General features: G+C 39.2%; 22 protein-coding genes. 6 read left to right on the forward strand and 16 right to left on the reverse strand.

The annotated features are described in order from the left end of the window. Window positions 1-112: 112 nt before the first annotated feature. Window positions 113-1,528, forward strand: coding sequence for a hypothetical protein (locus ACTWP7_RS16265; protein WP_443124100.1), 1,416 nt, complete (start codon window positions 113-115; stop codon window positions 1,526-1,528). 194 nt (window positions 1,529-1,722) lie between these two features. Here ACTWP7_RS16265 and ACTWP7_RS16270 read toward each other — a convergent pair whose 3' ends face one another. From ACTWP7_RS16270 to gabT, 6 genes are all read right to left on the reverse strand, one after another. Next, window positions 1,723-2,901, reverse strand: a complete 1,179-nt coding sequence (locus tag ACTWP7_RS16270) for a flagellin N-terminal helical domain-containing protein (protein ID WP_443124101.1) — start codon at window positions 2,899-2,901, stop codon at window positions 1,723-1,725. A gap of 466 nt (window positions 2,902-3,367) precedes the next feature. Continuing rightward, complete coding sequence (locus tag ACTWP7_RS16275; protein ID WP_443124102.1) at window positions 3,368-5,392, reverse strand: RNA-directed DNA polymerase; 2,025 nt, start codon at window positions 5,390-5,392, stop codon at window positions 3,368-3,370. Between the two features lie 112 nt (window positions 5,393-5,504). Then, a complete protein-coding gene (locus ACTWP7_RS16280) occupies window positions 5,505-6,758 on the reverse strand; it encodes a hypothetical protein (protein ID WP_443124103.1) in 1,254 nt (417 codons plus the stop codon). A 476-nt stretch (window positions 6,759-7,234) separates the two neighbouring features. Beyond that, window positions 7,235-8,626 carry an APC family permease gene (locus tag ACTWP7_RS16285; protein WP_443124104.1) on the reverse strand — a complete coding sequence of 464 codons (1,392 nt, stop codon included), beginning with the start codon at window positions 8,624-8,626 and terminating at the stop codon, window positions 7,235-7,237. 312 nt (window positions 8,627-8,938) lie between these two features. Further along, on the reverse strand, window positions 8,939-10,333 hold the full coding sequence (locus tag ACTWP7_RS16290; RefSeq protein ID WP_443124105.1) for an NAD-dependent succinate-semialdehyde dehydrogenase: 1,395 nt from the start codon (window positions 10,331-10,333) through the stop codon (window positions 8,939-8,941). A 21-nt stretch (window positions 10,334-10,354) separates the two neighbouring features. Further along, window positions 10,355-11,662 (reverse strand): 4-aminobutyrate--2-oxoglutarate transaminase, encoded by a 1,308-nt coding sequence (gene gabT, locus ACTWP7_RS16295; RefSeq protein WP_443124106.1) that lies wholly within the window; start codon window positions 11,660-11,662, stop codon window positions 10,355-10,357. Between the two features lie 112 nt (window positions 11,663-11,774). On the opposite strand from gabT, the gene gabR reads away from it, so the two are divergent. Beyond that, the gene (gene gabR, locus ACTWP7_RS16300; RefSeq protein WP_443124107.1) at window positions 11,775-13,184 is read left to right on the forward strand and encodes a MocR-like transcriptional regulator GabR; all 1,410 of its coding nucleotides are present in this window, start codon (window positions 11,775-11,777) and stop codon (window positions 13,182-13,184) included. Between the two features lie 154 nt (window positions 13,185-13,338). On the opposite strand, the gene ACTWP7_RS16305 is transcribed toward gabR, so the two are convergent. From ACTWP7_RS16305 to ACTWP7_RS16320, 4 genes are all read right to left on the reverse strand, one after another. After that, window positions 13,339-14,547 (reverse strand): M14 family zinc carboxypeptidase, encoded by a 1,209-nt coding sequence (locus tag ACTWP7_RS16305; protein WP_443124108.1) that lies wholly within the window; start codon window positions 14,545-14,547, stop codon window positions 13,339-13,341. 23 nt (window positions 14,548-14,570) lie between these two features. Next, a complete protein-coding gene (locus ACTWP7_RS16310) occupies window positions 14,571-15,608 on the reverse strand; it encodes a M14 family metallopeptidase (RefSeq protein WP_443124109.1) in 1,038 nt (345 codons plus the stop codon). Between the two features lie 307 nt (window positions 15,609-15,915). After that, window positions 15,916-16,152, reverse strand: a complete 237-nt coding sequence (locus ACTWP7_RS16315; protein WP_443124110.1) for a hypothetical protein — start codon at window positions 16,150-16,152, stop codon at window positions 15,916-15,918. 237 nt (window positions 16,153-16,389) lie between these two features. Continuing rightward, entirely contained in the window at window positions 16,390-17,010 is a 621-nt protein-coding gene (locus ACTWP7_RS16320; protein ID WP_443124111.1) for a hypothetical protein, read from the reverse strand. Between the two features lie 369 nt (window positions 17,011-17,379). Here ACTWP7_RS16320 and ACTWP7_RS16325 point away from each other — a divergent pair, with 369 nt between their 5' ends. Further along, complete coding sequence (locus tag ACTWP7_RS16325) at window positions 17,380-18,303, forward strand: hypothetical protein (protein ID WP_443124112.1); 924 nt, start codon at window positions 17,380-17,382, stop codon at window positions 18,301-18,303. Next, entirely contained in the window at window positions 18,266-18,751 is a 486-nt protein-coding gene (locus ACTWP7_RS16330) for a flavodoxin domain-containing protein (protein WP_443124113.1), read from the forward strand. Before ACTWP7_RS16325 ends, ACTWP7_RS16330 begins: the two co-directional genes overlap by 38 nt. 76 nt (window positions 18,752-18,827) lie before the next feature. On the opposite strand, the gene ACTWP7_RS16335 is transcribed toward ACTWP7_RS16330, so the two are convergent. From ACTWP7_RS16335 to ACTWP7_RS16345, 3 genes are all read right to left on the reverse strand, one after another. Further along, on the reverse strand, window positions 18,828-20,012 hold the full coding sequence (locus ACTWP7_RS16335; protein ID WP_443124114.1) for an MFS transporter: 1,185 nt from the start codon (window positions 20,010-20,012) through the stop codon (window positions 18,828-18,830). A gap of 421 nt (window positions 20,013-20,433) precedes the next feature. Then, the gene (locus ACTWP7_RS16340; protein WP_443124115.1) at window positions 20,434-20,970 is read right to left on the reverse strand and encodes a hypothetical protein; all 537 of its coding nucleotides are present in this window, start codon (window positions 20,968-20,970) and stop codon (window positions 20,434-20,436) included. A 384-nt stretch (window positions 20,971-21,354) separates the two neighbouring features. Then, window positions 21,355-22,206, reverse strand: a complete 852-nt coding sequence (locus ACTWP7_RS16345) for a DegV family protein (protein ID WP_443124116.1) — start codon at window positions 22,204-22,206, stop codon at window positions 21,355-21,357. A gap of 397 nt (window positions 22,207-22,603) precedes the next feature. Here ACTWP7_RS16345 and ACTWP7_RS16350 point away from each other — a divergent pair, with 397 nt between their 5' ends. Together ACTWP7_RS16350 and ACTWP7_RS16355 are read left to right on the forward strand one after the other, a co-directional pair. Next, window positions 22,604-22,921, forward strand: coding sequence for a hypothetical protein (locus ACTWP7_RS16350; RefSeq protein WP_443124117.1), 318 nt, complete (start codon window positions 22,604-22,606; stop codon window positions 22,919-22,921). Between the two features lie 338 nt (window positions 22,922-23,259). Beyond that, window positions 23,260-23,871: a hypothetical protein gene (locus ACTWP7_RS16355; protein ID WP_443124118.1), complete on the forward strand. Its 612-nt coding sequence runs from the start codon at window positions 23,260-23,262 to the stop codon at window positions 23,869-23,871. A 525-nt stretch (window positions 23,872-24,396) separates the two neighbouring features. Here ACTWP7_RS16355 and ACTWP7_RS16360 read toward each other — a convergent pair. The 3 genes from ACTWP7_RS16360 to ACTWP7_RS16370 all read right to left on the reverse strand — a co-directional run bounded on the left by ACTWP7_RS16360 (window position 24,397) and on the right by ACTWP7_RS16370 (window position 26,489). After that, the gene (locus ACTWP7_RS16360; protein ID WP_443124119.1) at window positions 24,397-25,419 is read right to left on the reverse strand and encodes an Ltp family lipoprotein; all 1,023 of its coding nucleotides are present in this window, start codon (window positions 25,417-25,419) and stop codon (window positions 24,397-24,399) included. Window positions 25,420-25,845: 426 nt separating this feature from the next. Beyond that, entirely contained in the window at window positions 25,846-26,199 is a 354-nt protein-coding gene (locus tag ACTWP7_RS16365; protein ID WP_014642609.1) for a hypothetical protein, read from the reverse strand. Window positions 26,200-26,216: 17 nt separating this feature from the next. After that, window positions 26,217-26,489: a hypothetical protein gene (locus tag ACTWP7_RS16370; protein WP_443124120.1), complete on the reverse strand. Its 273-nt coding sequence runs from the start codon at window positions 26,487-26,489 to the stop codon at window positions 26,217-26,219. Window positions 26,490-26,503: the final 14 nt, after the last annotated feature.

Here is a 26,503-nt window from a genome sequence, read left to right on the forward strand (position 1 = left end):
GTAAAAGAAAGCAGCTGCGTCGGTAATTCCGTGGAGCACAATCTCAGCTAATCGAAGCCTCCTGTGATAAGATGTGTTACGTACATATTGAACCACGATTGGAGCATTCACCATGGTACAACTAGCCAAAAAAGGTTATACCTTATTTATAACTTTATATGTCCTTATGCATTTCGTTGTCTATTTCACCGGCGGAGAAACACTTTCTCCGGTACTTTCCATATTCGGTCTCACTGCCTTCCTGCTCGGCTACTTTTTCCTGCCGATGAAACAGGCAGCCATATCGCTGTTACTGCTTGTCATCGCCTTGATCATTCACCTGACCGCAGGGACCTCCTTAATCGAAGCGACCGTCTCCGGCTTCACCGTAATGAGTGGGCTGATCGCTCTCTTACTGATCGTTCCGACGATCAGCTGGGTCTTAGAGGAAAAGCCATACATCGAAGCGGTTATTAACTTCGCGCAGAACCTGCTCAATACGAGTCGCAAGTTCTATTTCGGCATGATGGTTATCACGCAGATCATCTCTTACTTCCTATTATTCGGTTCGATCCCAATGGTCTACGGGATGATCGACGATTTTTTGGAAAATCAAAAAGGAGAAGTATGGGAGAACTATAAAGGAACCGCCCTGCTGCGTGCGTTTTCCCTGACCACCATGTGGGTCGTCAGCATTCCTAGCTTTATCTTCGCCGTACAGGCGCTCGGAGCATCGCTCGGTTTATCTATCCTGCAGGGATTTGTCATCGCCTTCGCCGGCACCCTGTTGTCCGTTCTATTCTCCCACTTCCAGGAACGTCATTATGGCGTCGATCTTACGGCTGGTATTCAGGAGGAACTGGGTCGAATTGAAGAAGAAAAGAAAGAAGATCCAAACGGGAATCGCGATGCGCTCGAATTCGGCATCTTGTTCGTCACTTTATTCGGATCTATCTTTCTAGTAAACGCCTTTTGGCCCGTGGATCTCTTACTGATTATCCCGATCGTTATCGTAGCGTGGGTCCTTCTCTACTTCATCGTCCGCCGAAGAAGCAGCGCGATTGCAGAGAATGGAAAAACGTATGTCGGAAAAAGCATTCCCAACAAAGCCCAGCAGTTTTCCATCTTACTTGCCGCCGGCTTTCTCATCAATGCCGTCAATCAGTCAGGCTACGGCGAGTATATTATTGACGGATTGTTTTATATTACAGACGCCGTCCCGTTCTTAAACTTCCTGTGGGTCCTTCCGTTTGTTGTGATCATCCTCGGATTTATTGGACTCGGCCCGCTTACAGTAATCGTACTTGTTTCCGGGATTCTACAAGGTGTGGAACTGCCTTATCCCCCGGAGATTGTCGTGCTGGGGATTACATCCGGGAGTGTGATTTCGATTATGTTGTCGCCGCTGATTCTGCCCTCTATTATTTTGAGTTCGGTGAACAAGCTCAGTATTATTAAGAATGGTTTGTTGTTTAACTTTAAGTATGCGATTGCGTTTTATGTGATGGTGCAGATATACCTGCAGTTGTTTGTGGTGTTTTTTATGTAATAAAAAAAGAGAGGCTTAGCCAACTAGCGTGTTGGTAAGCTTCTCTTTTTCTGTCCTATTGTTGTCCATGAGGGAATTTGATAGAATGCATCACTAATAACAAGGTGGGGGGAAAAAATTGAGCAGAATCTTCTATTTAGTCTACTAAAAAACTAAAAACCCGCTCATTCTGAGAGCGAGTTTCATTAGTAATTTTAACGTAGAAGTTGAAGTACTCCTTGTGGCATCTGGTTTGCTTTCGCAAGCATTGCTTGGGAAGCCTGTGCCAATATAGAAGATTTGGTTTGATTCATCATCTCTTTAGCCATGTCTACGTCTCGTATGCGTGACTCTGAGGCAGTCAGATTTTCGGACGATGTACCAAGATTGTTAATAGTATGCTCAAGACGATTCTGATATGCTCCAAGTTTAGAACGCTCAGCTGATACAGTCTCAATTGCACCATCTAGTGTAGTAACCGCAGAGTTTGCTCCACTTTGGGAAGAAATATCGATTGTATCAATACCTAAACCTTCTGAACTCATATCATTTATTCCTAAACTTATACTCTGATCTTGATTAGCCCCAATCTGGAATTTAAGTGAATTATCATTCATCGTTAAACTATCGTCACTAGTCTGAGTACCTGCACCATTTCCTTGAGAAGAGGATAACGTAGATGGATCGTCTAAGTTTATTTTTAAAGTAGCCCCATCTATAGTAACTTCTTTACTAGTTGTACCAGCATCTATTTCAGCCTTTGAAAAAGAAACAGTTTGGGTATTACTTCCATTACCTAATTCAATATCTACTTTTTGGAATGCTCCATCATCTGCATCTGTAGTTGACTCAGCATCATGAGTGACTAGCTGATTCATGGTTATAGTAGCGCCATCTGAAAGATTGTCTCCAAAGTCAACTACTTCTACAGAACCTACTTGATTAGTATTAGAAATACCAGTAGCATTGCTCTCTAAATCACCATTCATAAGTGTTTTAGTATTAAATTCAGTTTCTCCTGATATACGTGTAACCTCTTTTTGTAGCTCACTCATTTCTTTTTGTAGTTCTTGACGATCAGCATCAGTGTTTGTGTCGTTTGCCGATTGTACAGAAAGCTCCCGCATTCGTTGTAGGATTGAATGAGTTTCATTTAATGCACCTTCTGCTGTTTGCACAAGAGAAACACCATCTTGAGCATTCCGAGAAGCTTGATCTAATCCACGAATTTGACTGCGCATTTTTTCGGAAATTGCAAGACCAGCTGCATCATCAGAAGCATTGTTGATACGAAGACCAGAAGACAACTTTTCCATAGAATTTTGTTGTGCATTATTCGCTTGACCTAGTTGGCGGTGCGTATTTAGCGCCGCGATATTGTGATTAATTCTCATTTAAAAATTCCTCCTTGAAATAGTTTATCTCACTTCCTTGTGAGATACATTGGATAACACACAAAAAGTCGGCCGACTTATGTAATGTTTTTACATTACTTATATCGGACGACTTCGCTAAAGTTTTAATCTTTTTTGTTTTTTAATAGACTAAAGGGATTATCTGATAAATTCGTCGCTTCTGCGCTCTCTCTTTCAATCTCTACAGAAATTTCTAGGAAAAAAACCTGAATGTTTATAGCAATCTAGAAACAGGTAATGGCAATCAGTTTATTTAGGTCTTCTCTAAACATGAAAACATTTCCTTCTTTGCGATTATTGACAATCAACTGATAAGGTAATTCCTTTCTAGTGCTAGCAAATAAAACAATTAAGCGTATAAAGGCTTATTGATCCACCGAAGATATAGGAGTAGCATCTCCCAATTCTCGGTAGAGATTAGTGATTAAAATTCTATAATTATTGTCTATCTAGAAGTATTAATTTGATTGTTAATGTCAGGGTTAAAAACCGTTCTATCTTTAGTATAATAATAATATTTCTTATAGTAACTATCTTTTGAGAAATCCCATTCAATGAAGTGTTGTTTTTCGTTTAATAAAAAATCAATTATAAGAGATTTAGTGTTATTAATAGACCGATTATCTTGATTGTCTAATTCTGCTTGGATATCACGTAATCTAACGTTCATTTCTTGCTTATGTTTACTGCTTAGTTTGGGATAACTAAAAAATATTAATACCCACCAGGATAAATTATCTTGGAAAAAATCAGACCAGTTAATACTCTCTAATTTACTTTTGATTAAGGTATTTACTTTCCTAACTATTCTTCTAGAACTAATAAATTTAGACTCTCCCATTAGACACAAAGCAGCTATATGGGTCGGTGTTTCATTATCAATTAATAACTCAGTAATTTCTTCTATAAGAGAGGTTGAAATATTAATATTATAATTAGAAATAAACATTAGGAAATCAATCCAATCTGCAGGATGATTTCTAAAGATATCATTCCTAAACCTTTCTATATTCCTTTCAATAATCTCGTCGATAAACTTACGATCTTCATATAATTCAAACATCATTACAAAGATTCTAATCACCTTCTGAGTAGAGGCGTAACTAGCTGATTTAGTGTATGTTAGTAGTATAAAACTGACTAATTCATTTGCTTCCATATTTATTTCTATATCATTATTATTTTCAATGTTTTTTAAAATAGTACTTAAGATATAAGAAGATATTAATGAACTTTCTCCACTCGCCTTTATAGCAATATTCAATTTATTTCTAATATCTTTATACTTTATTTTACGAAGATATTTTTTTGGGTTAGATTTTTTTTCAATGTTTGAAGCAACTTCCAGGTAGGAATCTGGAATAGCTTCAATATTAATTATCTCATTATAAATTATTTCTATTAACTCTTCTTTGGGATCAGGTTCAGGACTGAATATAGTCATTAAATCATCCATCACAGGAGATAATTGATACATCCATAAGTTAAGAGTATCATCTCTTTCAAAATGACTTTCTTTTAATTCATTTATTTTTAACTGAAATTCATTTATTAAGTTGGACAATTCATCTTTTATTAATTGCTGTGTTTCTTTATCATTTGCAAATATATAGTAATCATCTACAAATCTAAAAATTTTGTAATTATAATCTTCTATTAATCCTTCTCTTCGTAAATTTCGCCCCAGCTTTTGATCTAAATGTACAAATAAAAACTCCGCTAACAACCTACTAATTTCGGGACCTACAATTATTCCATTTGTTTTAGATCCATTTATATTTTGTAAAAACTGATCTATATTTGTATATACTGAATTCGAATTACTCAATTTTTTTGAATCATATATCTTGTTTGAGATTAGCCACTTAAATGAATGTGTATAAATGCTTGGAAAACAATCTTGAATGTCGACTACATTCAACACTTTAAATTTATCCCTATGATAAGTAAATGAGATGTCGTTTAAAAGTTGAGTAATTGTTTTGAAAGGATAATGTTTAAAGTACGTCCCTGATGACTCAAGTGTTATCAGCAATTGTTTTTTTGTCTTATCCGTATAATACACCGTTTGTTTATTATTTTTTTTATAAGTTAAGCTATTTGTCCTTCTCGCTTTTCTTGCTGAAAAGTCTACTTTGTTATGCGTAATATTAATTATGTCATTTTCAAATAAGTCTATAAAAACGAGAGATTGCAACAAACCTAATGGATTAATTAAAGAAATTTCTCTAAACCCTCCACTTTTTTTTCGAACTTTAAATTTTAGTGGTGCTGAATGCCAAGAATGATTGAAATATTTCGCCTCAACCCCCACACCTCTTATTATTTTATTCAATTTCTTTTTGTTTTTATGTAGGTACTCATATAGAAAACGATGAGTAAAATGATTCCCTTTTTCGTATGGTAGTAAATCTGTTAATAAGTAATCTAAATTTTGCCTATTAAATCTTTGAGAATGTTCGTTATTCATTTTGACACTCCTATTTAATAAATGGTAATATGCAGATACACAATATCAAGAGCTAGCGCTCGCTAGTTCTTAAAGGGAATGGCGAGATGATTAATCATCTCGCCATTCCTATTTACACTACATTTCTTAGAAGTTTGTTAGCTAATTCATTATAGCTATAATTCTCTAAATTCTCGTTAGTAAAAACCATCACTCTTTTTTTCAATTCGCTATGACTTAGTCCTACTTTCTTATGTAATAAGATGGCCTTATTGTTTAAAAATAATGAAATAAACTTTTTGTTGTTAATTTGATTTACAATTTTCGCAGGTATTCTAACGCCATTCCTTTTAAAACAAATAAATATTGACTTACAAAAAAAGTTTTTAGTATCATTTGTTATCTTTTCGAAGTCTTCATTGTGATTAATGAACTTTTTTAATTCCTTGTAACTATCGCTGATTCCCCTCACTTGCCAACGATTCTTTGATTGGTTCTTTTTACTCCCATAGTAAACAATTCTTTTAAATATTAATTCTAATTGAAAGCTTAGTAGTCTTACATCATGATGCTGATCATAGGATAATATAATTTTTTCTATCTTATCGTTATATTTATCCAATTTCTTTTTGGCTATTCCAACTTTAAAAGGTTGGTTAGCCGCCTGACCCTTTTCAAATTCATACCCTAGATAATCAAAACTATATTTTACACTCTCAGAATCCCTAAATTCAGTTTTTTTATTATTAATACCTAATTTTTCCCCGAAAATATCTTTAATAATTTTTCCTATTTCAGTTTCTAAATATGTACGACTTATCTTTTCATCTAATATTAATATACAATCATCTACGAACCTAGCAAAATGAAGCATATTTTCGCTAAATTTATTCCTAATACCGAGATCAAATTGCTTACCTACTATCTCTACGAAAGCATTGTGCAATCCAATACCGGGTGTGAGTTTATCAATATTGTGAAGATATTTCCTCAGAAAATAATATTCATAAGGCTTAAGATTAAGAGAGCGTTGAATGAGATTGAAACATTTTTTTGGATTTATATTGTAGAAGAAATTCTTAAAATCAAATTTATATACAGTATATCTATTGTAAAGATGTAAATACGGTATGATATTCATTAACTCAGTCATTATATATGAACGATTAGGGTACGTTACTTTGTAATATGTATTTAGAAGTAACTTATAATAGTCTAAAACAATTTTTTCATTATTTGGTATCAAATCTTTGTTAATTATCTCTCTACCTTTTACTTTTTCCTTTGAGTAAGGAGTTATTTCCTTCTTATTTTCTATTAAAGTGCTAATAATATCTTTTTCCTCGTTAAAATCATTAGTTAATGTTTCTACAATATTTCCCCTCATATTTATAACCTCATCCCATGGAAATTTTTACATTAATTTCTGATTATCAACTTCTTAGATAAATGTTCAATTTACTCTAAAAAGCACACTTTTGATTAGATTAAATCTTCCCATGGAAAATTGTCTCATTTTCAATTATCTTTATCAATTGATATTGTTTATTTTACTAATATAAATTTAAATAAATGTCGTATCCTTGGATAGGAAACATTTAAGGGGATGACTCCCAACAAGCTATTGTATTAAAGTGCTAAGCTCCTGTATATTTATAGATCAAAAAATTCCATATATTAAGAGATTACTATTCTTTAAACATGGTAATCGTAGATAATTGTAGCTTTTCCTCTACATAACAATAACTCCCTCATTATTATATAAAGCGAATGAGGGAGTTTTTAGACCTTATTTTATTCTTCTGAAATCAGTTAATAGTTCCAATTTAGGATAGAGACAGCAGAAAAGCAACCTTTCTATTTCTATAAAGCCTTTTCCTCAGAAGAACTTATTTTCTTTTGATACGTTCCACGCAACATCTGAATGAAGAAATAAGCCCCAAGCAAAGTCCATCCTGCTACCATGATCCATTCATAAGGCCAGATCAGGCTTGCCGGCATACCAGGGAAATACAAAACAATGAACCCTAAACTTAATACTAGAGCTAAGTAGCCAAAGATTGGTGATTTGGCTGCGCGGAAAGGCCGCTCCATCTCGGGTTTCTTTTTCCTTAGTACAATAAAAGAAAGAGCTACAAAGAAATAGGCCACAACAATTCCTAAGCCGCCAGCATCTACAATCCATACAAGTGCGGACCGACCTAATAGTGGTGCTAGCATAGATAGGATACCGATAAATAATATCGAATTCGAAGGTGTCTGGTATTTAGGATGCAGGCGACCGAACCATGCAGGCAGCATTCCAGATTTCGCCATCGCATAGAGAACCCGGCTACCTCCAATAATGAAAGAGTTCCAACTTGTAATAATCCCAGCCACACCACCAAGGATAAGAATTTGGGCAAAAGTATTTGAATTAAACAGGGCACCCATCGCATCTGCAGAAGCGAGCTGGGCATTTGCCAGCTGAGCAGGGTTTAATCCTAACCCCACGCCTAAAGCAATCGCGAGATAGAATACAACAGCACTGGTTACAGATACAATTAATAATGTACCGATTTTCCTGCGAGGCAGATTGGCTTCTTCCGCCACCTGTGGAATGACATCGAATCCGACAAATAAGAAGGGGACCATCACTAACACGGTCATGATGCCGCTTGCACCTCCAACAAAGAATGGAGACAGATTCCCTGGGTCTCCAAGGAAGGCAGAACCAAAAATTAATATGAGTCCTACGGCAATAATCATTAAAGTAAATACCGTTTGCAGGACGGCTGCCTGCTTTAAACCGATGTAATTAATGAACGTAATAATTAAGGCGCCAACAGAACCAATCAACACCCAATTTAAATGAACATCCCAGCCGACAATGGTCCACAGATAACCAGCCTGATAATCCGGCAGTAAGTAGTCAATGACAGTCGGGAGAGCGACCGCTTCAAAAGTAGCTACGGATACATATCCTAGAGTAATTGCCCAGGAGGCTACAAAAGAGTACTTGGCTCCTAAAGCTTTATGAACATATTCATGTTCCCCTCCAACTTTGGGCATCGCTGAAGCGAGTTCTGCATAGTTTAACCCCACACAGATGACAAGAAATCCACCAATTACAAAAGCGATAACCGCTCCCATTGAGCCTGCTTCCGTAATCCATGTACCGGAGAGCACCACCCATCCCCATCCAAGCATTGCTCCGAGGGCCAGGAATAATAAATCAAAGTTTGACAGGACTTTCTTTAACTTTTGTTCTTTCATTGAAAGGTCCTCCTTGGTTTGGGCTTTCTTAAAAACGTAATTTTTTCTGATCGTTACCTTCAAATCACTTATTGTATAACCCATAAATTAAGACGATTAGTGAAAGCTATGTATTGTCTTGTTTGTTTCAAAATTCAGTAAATTAAAGCTAAAAATATAGAGGTTTTATTGCAGATAGATTCATAACATTCTTGTACCTCTGGGAAGTGGACAGGCACTAGCAGAAACGCACTTGCCACACCACCCATGAGTACTTAAGCCTTCAATTACTTCGTTTTGGAGAAGAAATAATTCTTTCCACGACGTAAAAAACTATTCAATACCTCCGATGGAAAGATATTTCGTTTCAATGTAAGGCTCGATCCCCTCAGGACCGCCCTCACGTCCAATGCCGCTCTCTTTCATACCACCGAACGGTGCATGTGCCGCAGACGGTGCACCATCATTCCACCCAAGTATCCCGAACTTCAAATTCTCCTGATAATAGATTCCGGTTCGGTAATCATTCGTGAAGAAGTAAGCGGCGAGGCCGAACGGTGTATTGTTGGCAATCTCCACCGCTTCTTCATTATCACAGAAAGTGGTAAGTGGAATGACTGGACCAAACGTTTCTTCCTGCATAATGTCCATGCCTTCCCCGACGTTTTCGAGTACAGTAGGATGAACAAAATAATAGCCTTTCTCATCGTCTTTATCGTATTGATGACCATAGAGTACTTTCGCACCCTTATCCACGGCATCTTCAATCTGCGTATGGATCTTTTCATAACCACCCGCGTTAATAACCGGCCCAACATCCGTTTCTTCATGGAGACCATTGCCGACCTTCAGCTCTTTGACGCGTGCGGTAAGTTTCTCTGAAAATTCATCTGAGATGGATTCATGGACGAGCACGCGATTCGCGCAGATACATGTTTGTCCGGCGTTCCGGAACTTCGAAGCAAGCGTCTGTTCGACAGCGAAATCGATATCGGCATCTTTTGCCACGATAAGGGGCGCATGGCCTCCGAGTTCCATGGATACGTGTTTCATCGTTGCCGCACTGTTTTTCATTAGTAATTTGCCTACTGGCGTAGAACCAGTAAAGGTGATTTTACGGACGAGTGGACTATCTGTGAAAATCGGCCCAACATCTGCCCCGTGGCCATTTACGTATTGAACCACATTTTTGGGAATCCCTACTTCATGGGCTAATTGGACAAGTCTAATCGTTGTGAGCGGTGTTTCTTCAGCAGGTTTCACCACGAATGTACAGCCCGCGGCTAACGCAGGAGCAGCTTTTCTAGTCATCATCGCAGCCGGGAAGTTCCACGGTGTGATGGCAGCCACGAGCCCGACAGGCTCTTTGGTTACAACAATGCGTTTGGATTCTGAGTGAGAAGGAATCGTTCGCCCGTAGATTCGCTTCGCTTCTTCCGCATACCAATCGATATAGCTTGCCGCATAGGCGACTTCTCCACGTGATTCTTTGAGCGGCTTTCCGCTTTCAAGCGTCATCACTTCCGCCAGCTGTTCCGTTTCTTCTTTAATTTTGGTCGACCATTTTTTTAGTAAATTAGACCGCTCATGAGCATTCACCTTTGACCACGATTTGAATGCCTCATCTCCCTCTCTTAAGGCTGCTTCAATATCTGCAGCTGAGGTCACATCTACTTCTTTCAAAATATTCCCGGTCGCCGGGTTTTTCACTTGGATTGTATTCCCCATAAAGCCTCTTCCTCTCTTCGATTAGTCTGCCGCTTCCTCAAAAGCCTGTTCCAAAATCCTCATCCCTTGATTCAATTCCTCATCTGTAATCACAAGCGGTGTCAGAAAACGAACCACATTTCCTTTTACGCCAGCGGAAAGCAGCAGTAGCCCATTATTGTTAGCATAGGACGTGATCGCCCCCGTTTTGGCTTTATCCGGGTTCCCTTCCGCATCAACAATTTCTACCGCAACCATCGCGCCAAGTCTGCGGATATCGCCAAGATAATCGTGACGTGCTTTCAACTCTACTAATTTATCTTCCAGTGTAGCACCAATTTGTTCAGCTTTATCGCTTAAATTTTCCTCTTCCATAACCTCAATGACAGCAAGAGCCGCTTCGCAGGCTACAGGATTCCCGGCATATGTTCCACCAAGTTCCCCTGGAGAGGAAGCATCCATCATTTCGGCTTTCCCTACCACGGCACTTAGCGGCATGCCTGCTGCAAGGGATTTCGAAAGTGTCATCACATCCGGCTCAATATCGAAATGTTCACTTGCGAATAAACGTCCTGTCCGGCCGAAACCTGTCTGGATTTCATCAGCCACAAAAACAATGCCGTGCTCGCTGCAGAAGTCTCTTACTTCCTGCACAAAGCGCTTCGGAGGAATAATGAAACCGCCTTCACCCTGGACCGGCTCCATCACGACACAAGCTACCGTTTCCGGTGCGACCGCAGTGACGAAATACTCCTTAAAGCGCATGATACTGTAATCAATATACTCTTCATCCGTCATCTGTTCAGGTTTATTGGCCATATAAGGATATGGAGCCTGGTAAATCTCCGGCGTATAAGGACCGAAATTGTATTTATACGGCTTCACCTTGCTGGTCATGCCCATCGTTAGATTCGTACGTCCGTGGAATGCGCGTTCAAAGGAAACAACAGCCTGGCGATTGGTATATTTTCTGGCTACTTTAACCGCATTTTCTACAGCCTCAGCTCCGGAATTAAACAGCATCGCCATTTTATCGAACGATCCAGGCGTAATCGTGCATAACTTTTCCGCCAGATTGATATAGCTGTCATACATAATGACGTTAAAGCCCGGATGAAGATAGCGGTCCGCCTGCTTTTTGACAGCTTCCGTTACTTTTGGATGGGTGTGCCCAACATTAAGCGTACCGATGGCTCCGGCAAAATCAATCCATTCACGACCTTCATTATCGAATACTCTTGCACCTCTTGCGTAGTCGGCTATATTGGTGTTCCCATTCCCTATCCCTTTTGGTATGTACTTCTTTCTTTTTCGCTGCAACTCGTCTTTGTTCACTGTTTTATTGGTCACTGTTGATCCCTCCCGCAGAATTTATAGATAATTATGACAATTTTCTGGTACAATTAAAAGTACCAGATTTTAAATAATAATGGGACCAGATACGTTGTAGGAGGAGCTAGCTGTGTTTTTCCATATTGAAAAAGGAGCCGAACAACCGGCCATTTACAAGCAGATTTATACGAACTTAAGAGACCTGATCCTCGACGACCGTCTCAGTAAAAAGAAGCTCCCATCCAAGCGAAAACTGGCACAGGATCTGGAGGTCAGCCTCAATTCCGTAGCCCACGCCTATGAACAATTACTGGCGGAAGGCTATATATACAGCGCAGAGCGCAAAGGGTATTTTGTAGAAGATATTACAAGTTATATTAAAAGAAACGAAGAAGACGTGCCGTTCCCAGAGGAATTGAAAGAGGAAGGTACTAAAAATGGATTTCAGCCCGAGGTGACGTTTTCTCATATTGCGACGGATGCGGAGCACTTTCCATTTAAGAAATGGAGAAAGTATCAGCAGAAAGTCATGGAACACCATCGCACTCAGCTTGCTCTTTTACCACACCCCCAGGGGCCTTATGAACTCCGCGAATCGATCGCAACGATGATTGCTCTCACAAGAGGCGTGCGCTGCCGGCCCGAACAAATTGTCATCGGATCCGGAACCCAGCCGCTCATTCATAAACTCATGTCCTTACAAACAAAAGATACACAAGTGGCTGTCGAAAACCCCGGGTATCAGCGGTTTTATAATTTACTGAAAAACATGGGTTTCCCGGTAAGTCCGGCGGGGCTGGATCATCAGGGCATTTCTATTCAGGAGATTCGAGAAAGTGACCCTCAATGGGTGTTTGTAACGCCCTCCCACCAGTTTCCCACTGGTACGATCATGCCGATTAATAGGAGAATTGAACTTTTAAACTGGGCAGCCGAGTCGCCTGTTCGTTACATTGTAGAAGATGACTATGACAGTGAATTTAAGTACGGAACCGATCATATCCCTTCCCTGCAAAGTCTCGACCAGAACCAGCAGGTCATCTACACCGGGACGTTTTCAAAAACGCTGCTGCCGAGTTTGCGTATCAGCTACATGGTTCTTCCTCCTGATTTGTTAAAAAGATACCGTAATGCTTTTGGTGATTGGATCGACGGCCCGTCAGGACTCAACTTGTGGACACTCAAGTATTTCATTGATGAAGGGGAATATGGGAGACACGTTAAGCGAATGAATGCCTACTACAAAGCGAAGCGGGCTGCGCTTATTCGTGAACTGCGCCAGACGTTTCAGGACAAGATAACCATTCACAACATTCCTGCCGGCCTTCATTTTTTAGTAGATATTGAGACTACTCTTTCCTATAGTGAGATTGAAGAGCGTGCCAGAGATAATAAAATTGTATTATATACGATTCGCCGCTTTTTCTTACAGGATTACGAGATGACGGAGGAAGGAAAGAAGAAACTGGTGATTGGGTTTGCGAATATGGAAGATGATAAGGTGCGGGAGTCTGTGCAGCGTCTTGCCTCGCTTTTCTAGGTGTAGGGACATGGTAAAAACAAATTCTAGTATTAATAATATTACATGTCACCAAACCTCAAATATAAGAAAACCCTAAAAAAGTGGTCCGCATCATTTCGATGCGGACCACTTTCAATTTAATTTACTAGATTTGTCCCAGCCATTGTTACTATTAAATACCTGGTTGATAAGATGTTTCTGGAATATCTTCATAGCGTTCTGGATCAAGCTCATCTACTGACCCGTCTGCTACGCCCTCAATAATCGCTTGTAACCCTGTTTCTACGGCTTTAACAAGCATTCCTTTTTTCTTTTGTCCCATGCTTTGTGTTTGTCCTGTAACTTCAAAAAGCACGGTTCCACTTCCATTTAAAGCAAAAGATCCTAGTGCCGTACCTGGCAAGTCAAGACCTTGACTGTACAACGTAATGTTATCAAATGGGGAATTTCCCATAGATTGAAGAGCATCATAAGCAGCCAAATTCAGTTGGCGTGAGAAATCATAGTCATAGGTGTCTTCATACTCTGCATATTTAGATCCTGCTTCGCTTGATGGATCAGGAACAAATTGACCAGACAGAGATAGTGTGACGGGTTCTGACGTTCCATCTACGTAATAAAGTCCCTGGTGATGCAAGTCTACAAACACATCGACTTTACCAAATTCATCTTCTAAGTCTTTATATACATCTCGAACCGTTTGAGCTTCAGGTGTGATATACCAGCCAGGTTGTGAAGAAGAACCCGGCACGTCTTCTGGTTCAGGAGTGTAGTCTAAATCTGGATTAAAATCGCGGTTCACATCGAATCCAGGTTGAGATGCATAGTCATCCCCTTGTATAGTGGCCCTATTTTCCGAATAGTAGTGGTTCCACGTCGGACCATCCGCTCCCTCTAGTTGAGGGAAGTCCTGTAATACTTCCTCCCACGACATGACATTTCCGCGGCGATCGAGTTCTGAAGCATCTGGGTTCATTTTAGGCAGCGTAACGAGTGTAACTTCTTCAAGCATGGCTTTTACATCAGGAGAGTTGCTGGATCCTAAATGCTGAAGTAGATTTAAAATCGCTTCCGTGCCGGTTTTTTCATTACCATGGATTTCACTTTCAATTAAAATGACACGATCCCCTGTACCGACACGTGCCTGGTAAATGTCTCGACCTTGGTTGGATTGTCCTACTACTTCGACGTCTACACGTCCTTGACTTGATCGTTCAATTTTCTCAAGTTTTTTAACAAGCTGGCCATAGTCTGTAAATCCAGAGCTGTTGTAAGTTTGCTGTTCAGGCGTACCTGGATGGTTCCCTGCCGCGTATGTAGGCATGGCTAAACTTGTACAAAGGGCAAGAGTACTGACAACAGTTAAGATTTTTTTCTTCATATTATTCACTCCTCAAATTTTTGTTATTCGCCGTACCCACTAAGCGGAAGGTCATCCCAGAAGGACGTATCTGCATCGTTAATAGAACCATCAGCTAGAGCTTCAAGTGTGGCTTCCATTGCAGTAACGGCTTGTTGAATCAGCTTGCCATTGCTCTTTTGTCCCAGGACATAATCCTCGTATTCGTGATCGGCCATTCCACGCATTTCAAACAATAACGTGGCGACATCATATTCTACTGCAAGACCGTTACGGCTGATCGTTTCTGCTTTTCCACCAGGATACTTAGAAAGTAAGCCATAACCTTTATCACTTACAGCATTGTAAACCACAGAACCAAGCTGCTTAGAACGTTGAAGCACTTCATCATCTACATTTTCTGTCGTCGGATAAAGAATAGAACCTGACACAAGCTCATCTGAATCACCCAGTGTCGTTTGTGTACCTTGGTGATGAAGATCAATCATGTAATCCGGACTGTACTTTTGTAAAACATTCTCATGAAAGGCCTTCGTTTCAGGCTGTTCACGAGCCACATGGTCACGGTTTAAATCAACTCCATTTGCGTTATAGCGCGTATGTGTACCTGATACGTAATCATCTAATGAGAAATTAACATCTCCTTCTGCCCCATCAACATTCAATCGTGGAGCAATAAGAACATTTACGTTATCTAGAATTTCTTGAGTTTTCTTTCCGTTTGAAGTTAAATTCTGAATAAGTTTAAGAGCCCCTTCTGTTGTTAACGTCTCGTTTCCATGCTGCTGGGTAAGAAATAGTACAGTAGGATTATCTTCATCAGAAGAGAATTTTGCTAAGTATAAGTCTCGTCCTTTTACAGATTCTCCGTAAGTTTCAAGCTCCATAGCTTCAGATTGACTGTCAGCCTTCTCCAATACTTTAACCATCTCTTCATAACTATGAAGGCGTTCATTTTTAATCGTCTCATTACCTTCATAATTTGGACCGTTGGCACTGTTACCTGCCAATACTGGTCCTGTTGCGGCTCCAGCAGCAAGTAAAGTACCTGCTAAAGCCATTGATAAGACTTTTTTCTTCATCAATCACCATCTCCCTTCAAATTTTGTTGTCTACACCACTTCAATAATGAACAATAGAAATCCTTTCATTTTAAGGAAAATAATAACATTTAACTAGATGAGGATAGGTGTTTTGAAGGAGTTGATAAAGTTATAAAAACTATAGTAAAAGAGCTGGCAATCTTAAAGTCACAAATGAAACAACGTGGTTAAGCAATATGCTGAACCACGTTGTTTCATTTGTGATAAATATATATCAGTGTGTATTTGAAAGACTCTGTTGATCAATTTTGGGGTTTGAAGCCCGATACTAAGTTACTTCTAATACCTACGTAACATTATCCAGATAAAAAATATGCCCCTTTAACTCTATTGTCTCGGTTCCTTGTTTAAAGGTTAACTGCTCTTGTTGTGGATTGAAATCAACGTTAGTTTCATATTCCACTTGAAAATCCTGTCCATCATCTAACCCACTTACATCATAAACCTGATAGTAAATTTCATGCCCCTCGGTGCTTTGGGTTACTCCTTTACTTTTCGTTGCATCGAAATGAATTTCGGCCATTGTTTCACCTCCCTCTCCTTGAACAATTTCGCCAAATGATTACTTGAGCCTGCTTAATAAAGGAAACAGTTGTATTTAGGTGAATTTGGTCATTGATAAGATGGAAACATATGCATCTAGGTAACTATAAAGCTAGTTCATACATTATACTCTAGTAACATATGCTTTAGTAGAAGGATTCTTTGGTTTGACCCCCAGGACGTTACACTAATAGAGTAAAGTTATCGGTATAAATATCTACTTTAATTGCAATTCCACCTCATAATCCTTGCGGTCATCGCTCAACTCATCCTCGGATCCATTACGTGCATCCCACTCCATCTTTATCCACTCAATTGATTTGGCTTCACCACGTTCCAGATACCATATAATATTTCCTTCTTTTATAACACCTTTATCTATCTCACCGCCTAAAGAGTCACTCATAAACATATCAGCTTCTACCTGTTCTCCTGTGCTAGTTACTAGAGTTGCTTGATCTGGGTAGGTAGTAAACTTATGGTCTGTGGTGTTCTCCATTTTAAACTTAACCCCTACAGCAGACTCTTTTGCGTTTTCATCTTCCATAGTAGGCGCTTCCTCCGTAACAACCACCTTCTGAATCTCACTCTTTAGTCCTTTAAAATCATCTGACCAATTAGCATCCTCATAATAAGTCCATATATCATCTTTTTTAGATTTATCTCCCTCGGATGTACTATCTTCACTTGAGCTGCTATCACTTGCCTGTGCTTCCTCTGTCTTCGCCTCTGCCTTCTCTGTATCGTTTGCCTCTAATTCTTTACTTGCTTCATCTGTGCCACAAGCCACCATTAGACTAACCGCCCCAATTCCCAAGAATACTACTAACTTTTTCATACAATCTCCCCTTTATGATTTTCTACATGTGAGTAACTCTATGTAGGTAGTTTTATCTTATAGTAAAAATATGTAAAAAGGAACGGTGATTTAATAAATGGCAGAACTATATAACTATACTCCACTAGCACAAAAATACTAAAACGCAATGTCTCAAAAAGCCGTGAGATAATAAGATAGGATGAGCCGTTTCCTTTCCAAACACGCCAGCATGTCCTCCGCTTCTACCACATATCCAATAATGACATACAGTTGGTCACAATATTCGATACATGTGAATTAATTCACAATATAGTCATCAATGCTCCTCATATCCACCTCTACCCCGTGATATAACATAAGTAAGAAGGTATTTAGGAGGTGGGAAAAATGAAGTTCAAAAAAGAAATAACCTGGGTAGTCTATCTCACTGGTATCATTTCCCTCTTCGTAGCATTCGTTGGAGTTTCATCGAGCCGCAATTCTTCCTTCACTTCGTTTCAATCGATCCAGGGAGAGAATATCCCGTTATACGGGAAAGGATTATACCAATTAGACTCGGTGAGTGCGGCCGCTCAAGTGATCGCTCAGGACTGGGTAACCCTCTTATTCGGACTGCCGTTATTGTGGTTCTCTTTACACTGGGCTAGAAGAGGAAGTATGAAGGGGCGAATCCTTCTTGCTGGCACAATTGGATACTTTTTGTACACCTATGCCTCGTACGCTTTGTTACTTATGTATAATGATTTCTTCTTATTGTATGTTCTCTTGCTTTCCGCTTCGTTCTTTGCCTTTACTCTGACCATGATGTCATTCGATTATGAAAAGCTGCATCAATCATTTGATGCTCATATCCCTGTGAAAACGATCGCTGGATTCTTGTTCTTCCTGGCGGTTCTGCTGCTCGCATTGTGGCTAGGTCGAATCCTGCCAAGTATCATTCAAGATACCCCGCCTGTCGGTCTTGAACATTATACGACGCTCGTCATCCAAGTGCTCGACCTCGGTTTTATCGTACCAGCAGCTATTCTGTCCGGCGTACTTGTTCTCCGAAGAAAAGCGTTTGGTTATTTGCTTGGAACTATCCTTATTGTAAAAGGGCTCACTATGCTGACAGCGATCACAGCTATGATGGTAAACATGATGAGATCCGGAGAAACTGTTTCCATTATAGAACTTTCCCTATTTCCATTATTAAATATCTTCGTTGTCTACTGTCTTATTCTTATGCTGAAACATGTGAACGAACACAAATCTGTAACAGGAGGTCCTTCTCATGAAAACCCTAATCGTTTATGGCACCAGACACGGTAGTGCTAAAAAGGTAGCGTACAGGTTACGTACCAAATTGCCGGGAGAGGTCCATGTAAGATCCGTTATGAAAGAGAGGATCCCACCTTTAGGAGATTACGACACAATTGTTCTCGGAGGTTCTATTTATATGGGGAAGATCCAAAAAGAATTAAGGCAGTTTGCGGAAGAAAAGGAAACGGAATTACTCCAGAAAAAGGTGGCACTTTATATCTGCGCCGGAGAGCCGGACCCTGCTCTGCTGGAACGAGAACTAAAGGATAGTTTTTCTGAAAAATTGTACGATCATGCTGTAGTAAAAGAAGTGGCTGGTCACGAGATTCATATGGATCAGTTAAATCTATTAGAGAAGTCCATTTTACGTATGAAAGGCGTTAAAAGGAGCACCTATCAATTATCAGAGGAAATGATGGATCACACAGCTGAAAAGCTGGCAGACCCTCACTCCTAAGTGAAGTTCTATTCCTATAATGTCACAAAAGCGCACACATAAAAGGAGCTCCTCAATAAATGAGAAGCTCCTTTTATCAACTTTTTACAACCCGATTAAAGATCAGATATCCCCCGGCCATCGCAACGAATATAACAAGCAATCCCGCAAAACCATCCGTAAATCCCGTACGCTCAATCGCAAATCCAAATAGCGGAAAGCTGACCATGATGATGAAGCTCTCCATTAACCCAATTAACGAAAAGAACGTGGATCTGACGTTACTTTTCAAGAAGTTTTGCACAAATGAGCTGAAAATCGGTTCGAACAGACTCAGCAGCTGGGCAAGGAACAAAAATGATAATAGAATGGCCCAGTCCGTGGCAAATATAAATAGCATGAAAAACATAAGGAAAAGCCCTAAACCATAATACAGGATATTGAAGAATTCAAATCGTTCTTCGACTTTATAAGCCATCTTCGCCATTACGACCCCGAGGAGTCCTTCTACCGTAAATACGGCTCCTACCACCACAGAAGAGTAGCCTAACTGAATGAAGTATTCCTGACCGTAAAAAACGATAATCACCATCACCGCACTTGCCAGGATAAACAGTATCACAGGCTGGTGAATAGCCGGATTATTCCTCCATACATTTACACCCAATTTAAATTGGTGCACCCACTGGTTATACCACCGGCCTGCCACCTCTTCTGTTTTTTCACGTTCCGGTTCCTTCAAAAAGAAAAGAGGAATTAACGCAAGTACGTGTGTGAAGATGGTTGAGCCATACACCCACTCCCAGCTGATATCCGCCATAAAACCGCCGAGAAATTTGGCAAAACTGAGAGACAACAAGGCAAGAGCCGTCATCGTTCCCATTACCTTGGTATATTCCTTTTCACGGTTTTCATTTTTCAATGTATCGTAAGCAAACGCCTGCTCGGCGCCTGAATGGAAAGTGATCATAAGTCCCATAGATAAAAAGCCCAGCGTAAACATCGAAAACGTTCCGCTGATTAACATGAACAGTCCGTAAAGGATGCTAAACAAATTTCCGATCAGGAGACTTGCTTTTCTCCCGTATAAATCTGCAATCATCCCTGTAGGCACCTCGAATAAAACAATAGCTAAATGAAGAAAAGCTTCTAATAAACCGATTTGACCGAACGTCATTCCTCTGTCGCCAAGATAAATAACCCATAAGGCACGGTCAAAGAATAACTGCGCAAAAAATATATACCCATACAGCATATAAATACTACGTTTTGTTTTAAACATTGAAATTCGTCCTCTCTTATACATAAAAAGCCACACGGAAACACTCCCGTGCGGCTGATTCGCTATTTTTAGGAGTTCATACGTACGTTCACATCTATGAAATTTCAGCTAAAAAAGGACACACTTGTCCCGAGGACGGCTGAAATTCCAATGATAGACATCATATAAAGAAGATATTTACTCTCACTTTTGATGTCTAACGTGAACGTATGCATGACTTTCCCTCCTTTATGTATAAGTTATGTTCTCATTATATAACGTTAGTTATGTATGGACAAGGCAAGGAAAGGCAGTACTCAAACCACAAGATTATGATAATACTAGACTATCGGGGCGCCTTATACAGGTGAAAAACAACATACATTAGTAAACGTTAAATATTCTAATGCTATCCGAATGCTTACTTACATTGGATAGATATTCAATCCAATATTGATTTGTCATATTCAAAAAATTTTTCGTCATCTATATCTGAATATTCCTTTAATGTATCTTCAAATATTGAATTGAATGCTTTGATATTATTTAAAAATTTAATCTGATCTCCAGAAAGCTTCAGAGTACCAGTTCCACTTTCTTCTACCTCTTGTTTAAGTAATGTTAGAGTAGTGGAAATCTCCTGTAACTTATTAAGAATCCGACTGCTATTTAAATCAGCACCCTTTACAACTTGGGCAATATGAGATAATTCTTGGAAATTATCTTTTCCATTCGTATATATACTATTTATTTGTATAACGGTTTTTAAATCAATGGTTTCCTCACTTATGGCCTCATCGATAAGCTCACTGTAAGTACCAAAATCAATATCAAACCACTTGAAAGAAGAATTAAATACACGATTTTCAAGATAATCATGATAAGCATTATATTTATTTATTGTAATAAAAACGGTCACACTTAAAGCAGTTAATAAAAGAATGAAAATAGCTGCTTTGTAAGATCCTTTTCTCTTCATTCCTAACCCTCCACCTATAGATTGAAGCAGTATAATGGCTTCCCCTAAACGCTAACATATTTGATAATGTTATGTTTAATAGACTACGGTGTTTGGGTCAATTGTTAAAATAGGTACTTCATAATTTAAAAGTTCAAGTTTCACAATAGGAAATTCATAATAAAACCTAACGCAAATATGATAAATTGAAGGTAAACGTAAGTTAGATTCTTACATTAACAAGAGGGCTGGCCCAAAGTCATAAATTGGCCTTTATGGGACAGCCCCTTTGTGACTAACTAGAGATGATACGTTCCGCCAGTCTCCTACTTTCCTTTCGATAAAAACCCCAACTAATCCCCTGATTTTTACGAACTGCTTACAATTTTTCTGGTCCAGCCCGTACTATTCCTCTAATCCCGCTACCCCGAAGCCCCCGGCGCCAGAATGAGTCGATATCATCCCGCCCGCCTGAATCCATCTTACATTTTGGAAGCCATTTTCTTTGGCAACCTCCTCCATCCGCTGCTTGATCCTTTCATCCAGTCCGATAGAGTAAATAAAATAAATCTGCTTCCTATCGATATTGAATTCAGTTAAGTAATCACGGAAGAGTTTTTCAGTGGCTCTGCTCATTTTCCCGCGGTACTTCTTTGTAGACATAAGCTTTCCATCCTTCAATTCAATGCATGGCTTTATTTTAAGCAGAGTTCCAATGAGAGAAGCCATATTGCTCACACGTCCCCCCGCTTTGAGAAACTCCAGGCTGCCTGGGATGAAAGCCAGCCTTGATTTAGGAACAATTGCCTCTATCTTTTCAACAAAGCGTTCAGGTTCAATGTCAGGTTCCTCTTCTAAAGCTTTAGCAGCGTCCAACACAATGGCAGCTAATCCTCCCGTAACGTTTAGAGCATCAATAAGAAAGATGTCTTCAAATTCTTCCGCCGCAATGACCGCATGCTGAAAAGATGAAGACGCTTTTGATGTATAGCCAATATGGATAATGGTGCAATCCGGAAAATTCTCTCTTATATTTGTAAAGAATTCTTGGTACTCATGAACATTTGTGGAGGTCGTAGAGGGTATTTTCTTCGTACGTTCGTAATAGTCATATATATCCTGAACCGGCAATGAACCGTCTAAATAATCCTTACCATCCATAATGATGTGCATAGGGACGACTTGAATATTGTACTTTTCAACTAAATCATCCGGTAAGTCGGCACCGCTTTCAGTCGATAAGATGATCCTTCGCATTCTATCTCCCCCTTAGTATATTTAAGTCCGTGCTCACTCTTCCTGCATTATGCTTTAACTATACATGAGAAAATCGCATTGTGATAACTATTATTTGCCATAATTTTATTGCACATTTCGGGAATTTGATTATACCGCAGAGGCAAAAAACTGTGAAAAGCTGCTACTATTGTATTCTCCTTTGACGTAAGGTCTTACCTTCAAGATTAGGATTCTTTCTGTCTCTGATTTATTTTTCAATTGTGGAATTTTGCAGAAAATTATGGAATAATAGGTAGTTACTACTAATAAAGTAAGGTGGCATAAGTTGGTACATAAATTATACTATCGTCATCAAAATGGCGGCAAATTAAGGACTGGTTTTTGGTGAAATAAGCTATTTTCGGGAGGAGTAGTATTGAAAAAAATATGCAGCATGTGGACGGATGAACAAGAAGCATTAGGTATTATTGAATGGGAAGACGAAGTGTTTGGCACGTGCTTTCGACCAATAAAGCTTTCCGAGCACGATCATGGGGGCTTTTCCCTAATCGGTAAGCGCTGGTACACCACCTACAATGGAGCACGTGAGTTTTTTCGACATAAGACAAACAATCTACGAATAAATGGAAGAATGAGAAAAAAAGAGCTAGGGATTATGAATTATGTTGTAAAGAAGAGAAATAGAGATACCTATAACATAACAGACAAAAAGCAAGGCACAGACTCTAAGTAGCCAAAGCTTTGCTTACTCACTTTTAAAAGTAAGAAAGTTTTAAAAATAAAACCTGCCATCTTATCATCAAGTACCCATAAGTATAAAAAGCCCCTCCATTGGCGAAAGGGGCGGATTCCTTGGAGTATTAACGTACCCTATACGAATCAAATACAAGGATGAATGTACGACGATTATTCCAAAATCACCTGTCACTGTATCTGCGTTCTAATAGAACTTGTTCCATTTTATTAATATCCAATATTATACAAATTTAGAATAATTTGAAACTTTCTGAAGGGATCTCTCGTAAACAAAGAGTAAATTAAATTTCTATAATGGAGAGGATTTTGTTTAAAATGAGAGGAACTAAGAAGTATTTTAAGTTTGTCGTATGGTTTTCTTTACTGTTTCTAGCTATTGGGTGCTCTAACTCCAGTTCTAATTCAAGTTCTTCAGGAGCAGAAAACAACTCGACTTCCGAATCCTCAGCCGAAGAAAACAAAGAGAACGACGATGAAAGTGAAAGCAAGCAAAATATACGAGCTGCTTTAGAGAGCATGTTTAATGGACCAAATAAGAAGTTACAAACAGCATTAGACGGTATGGCAAACAAGGAATTTGGGAGCGAAGCCTACCAGAAGCACCTTAGTGATTATGCTGAATACTTTGAGCAGCAATATAAACCCAATGTAAGCGACAGTTTCTATGAAGCTTCTTTTATAGAAACTCCAGATGCTTCCTATTACCTAAAAGCAGCACATCCAGAGAATCAGTTAAAAACGGAAGGTATAACGATAGAGGATCAGGAAGGCTATTACAAATTTTCGATGGATGTGTCTTATACCACTAACAAAAGCGGTGAAAATAAAACGGTAGAAATTAGAGGGCATGCCCAAACGGATGAAGAAGGAAAGGTCAGTAGTATTAATTTTATTAACCCAAATGAACTTTACCAGGAATTAAGTTAAAAAATCAGCCCCGGGGTTACCAAAACAACTCCGGGGATTCTTATGTAAAGGATTTAAAAGAAAAAGCCCCACCCTTTAATTGAAGGTGAGGCCACACCTTTGAATAATCTTTCGCAGGGGGCATGCCCATTGCAATCGTGAAAGGTTCAAAGATAAATCAAGTCTAACACTTTCACTTTTTCCTTCCAAATCATAAATACTATATTCAAAAAGTTTTTCATAGAAGTTCTATTTTAAATGCTAAACCTACGAGAAATCCTCAGGAAATTTGTAAAGATTGTTCAGTAAAGAAAAAGAGCTTACACCGACTTTGGATACGGAGCATAACCCTTCGCACTTTATATAGATGATAACAATTGGGTTCGGACAATATCTCGGCATCACTATAGTAAATTGACCAACAACTTAGAAGGCTGTGGCGTAAGTAGATTCATTATGATAATGCTAAAAATTGTTAAAATTGTGGTTACACAAAAGATAGATCTAAAGATAACGGGAGCAGCAAATAACGACTCCCTTTATCTTTTATAAACCAACCTGGCCTGCAGCGTAGGTCGCATGTTTTGTGCTGAATCCTTCAAAAGTTAATTGCTCAATTAGTCCTTGGCGTGAAAAAGAAGTGTAATCAAGATAATCTTGAGCCATAATAACCGCCTGCTCCTGCCAATCGACCGTTATGTTTTCTACAGCATAGGTTGCGTCTTTTGTGCTAAAACCCTCAAACTTTAATTGATCGATTAATCCTGATTTAGAGAATGCCGTGTAGTCAAGATAGTCCTTAGCCATTCTAACCGCCTGTTCCTGAGAAACCGTTACACGGGCTTCTTCAGCTTCTTGTTCTTCTCTAGCTTTACGTTCTTCCTCCTCTTTTGCTATTCGTTCCTCTTCTTCTTTTTTCGCCTGCTCCTCAGCCTCTTTTGCTTCTTGTTCTTCTCTAGCTTTACGCTCTTCCTCTTCTTTTGCGATTCGTTCCTCTTCTTCATTTTTCGCCTGCTCCTCAGCCTCTTTTGCTTCTTGTTCTTCTTTAGCTTTACGTTCTTCCTCTTCTTTTGCTATCCGTTCTTCTTCTTCTTTTTTCGCCTGCTCCTCAGCTTCTTGCTCTTTCTTTGCTTGTTCCTCTACTTTCTTTTCTTCCTCTTCTTGCTCAGCTTTCTCTTCAGCCTCTGCGGAAGCTTCCGTTGTAACTTCTTGAGCAATAGGCGTTTCTTCAACTGGTGCTCCAATAACGGCTATAACGAGAAGTGCGAACAGGCACCCCCCTGATTTTGCAAAGTTCCTGAGCCTGTTACCTTTACCTTTTACAAAGGCTAAGACAGCAAAGATTACCGTACCTGCAAAAGCTGTGAACATCAAAATTCCTAAAAAGGTTTGGAAAGCTCCGTCCTCAGATCCTAAAATCATTGCCAGGGCCAGAAATAAGTATAGACAACCACCTGACTTAGCCAAATTCCTGCGTCTGTTATCCTTACCTTTTACGAAAGTTAAAACAATAAAGACTACCATACCTGCTAAAGCCGTTAACATTAGGATCATTAAGAATGTTTCCACTGATCAATCTCCCCTTATTTAGTTTTAAATACCTACTACTATTATATCATTTAAAAGGATATACTTTTCCAGGTAATTGTCTAATCAAGGTGGTTTTTCATTCAAAAAATCAATAATAAATATACAAGGAAGAGCCTTTTGTATAGTTCAGAACTCTGAGCTTCCCGAACTTCTAAATACTGCTCACAAATGATATTTATTAAAATTTACGCTTCCATTACTAAAAACATGTAAGAAAAAGCCTCCCAAAGTGTAGGTAAACTTGTTAGAGGCTTTTAGAAAATAGTTGAATGTGAAATTCTATGTATAGAAAATGCTAATTCCTGACATACAAATGATTTGTCTCTATAGGTGCAAGACTGAATAAATAGGACGGACAGTTCCATTTATTCAGTCCGCTAGTAAATCCATATACTTATTTTTAACTTATTGAGCTACTACTACACCCATACCATATGAATCTAAATCACTTGAATGAACCGACCTGATCCGAAAGGTGATTCTTCGGCCGTATCCTACGTAAGCTCCCTGGTGAACATTGGAAGAATCTCCGGCAGAACCCCAGTGCTCCCCTCCATATACTGCCTTCCACGTTTCGACGCCATCAACCTGAAACACCTCTGCAACCACAGCATTGTCCGCATCAAAATCATTAAGTGAATCAATCATGGTTACGGATGCCCAGGCAAGAAAGCTTCTGTTCCGTCCGAGATCAATCGTCACGGTGTTGCTGCCCCCATGATTTTTCAGTCCCCACATGCTAATTTCATATGCATCCATATGCAGCCTCCTGACTTTTATTCCTGCCTTTTAATAGGTGCATCTTTATCGATGAATGTCTTAATAAGCGTATTTTTCGTAACATCTACACTCATTTTCACTTGTCTTCCTGAAGGAGGTTGTTCAAATTCAGCTGAAATAAAGCCGACAGATTTTTGGTCGATATGAGGAGGTATCATACGTTGAATTTCTTCTTCCGTACACGTGTAACTTCTTCCATTAATATCTACATTACGATGCATGTGTACGATTTCTCCATTGCTTTTATCATAGATCATGTAAACTAACATCGGCATTTTCCTTT

This window comes from Halobacillus sp. B29 (assembly GCF_052246755.1).
Lineage (GTDB): Bacteria > Bacillota > Bacilli > Bacillales > Halobacillaceae > Halobacillus > Halobacillus halophilus.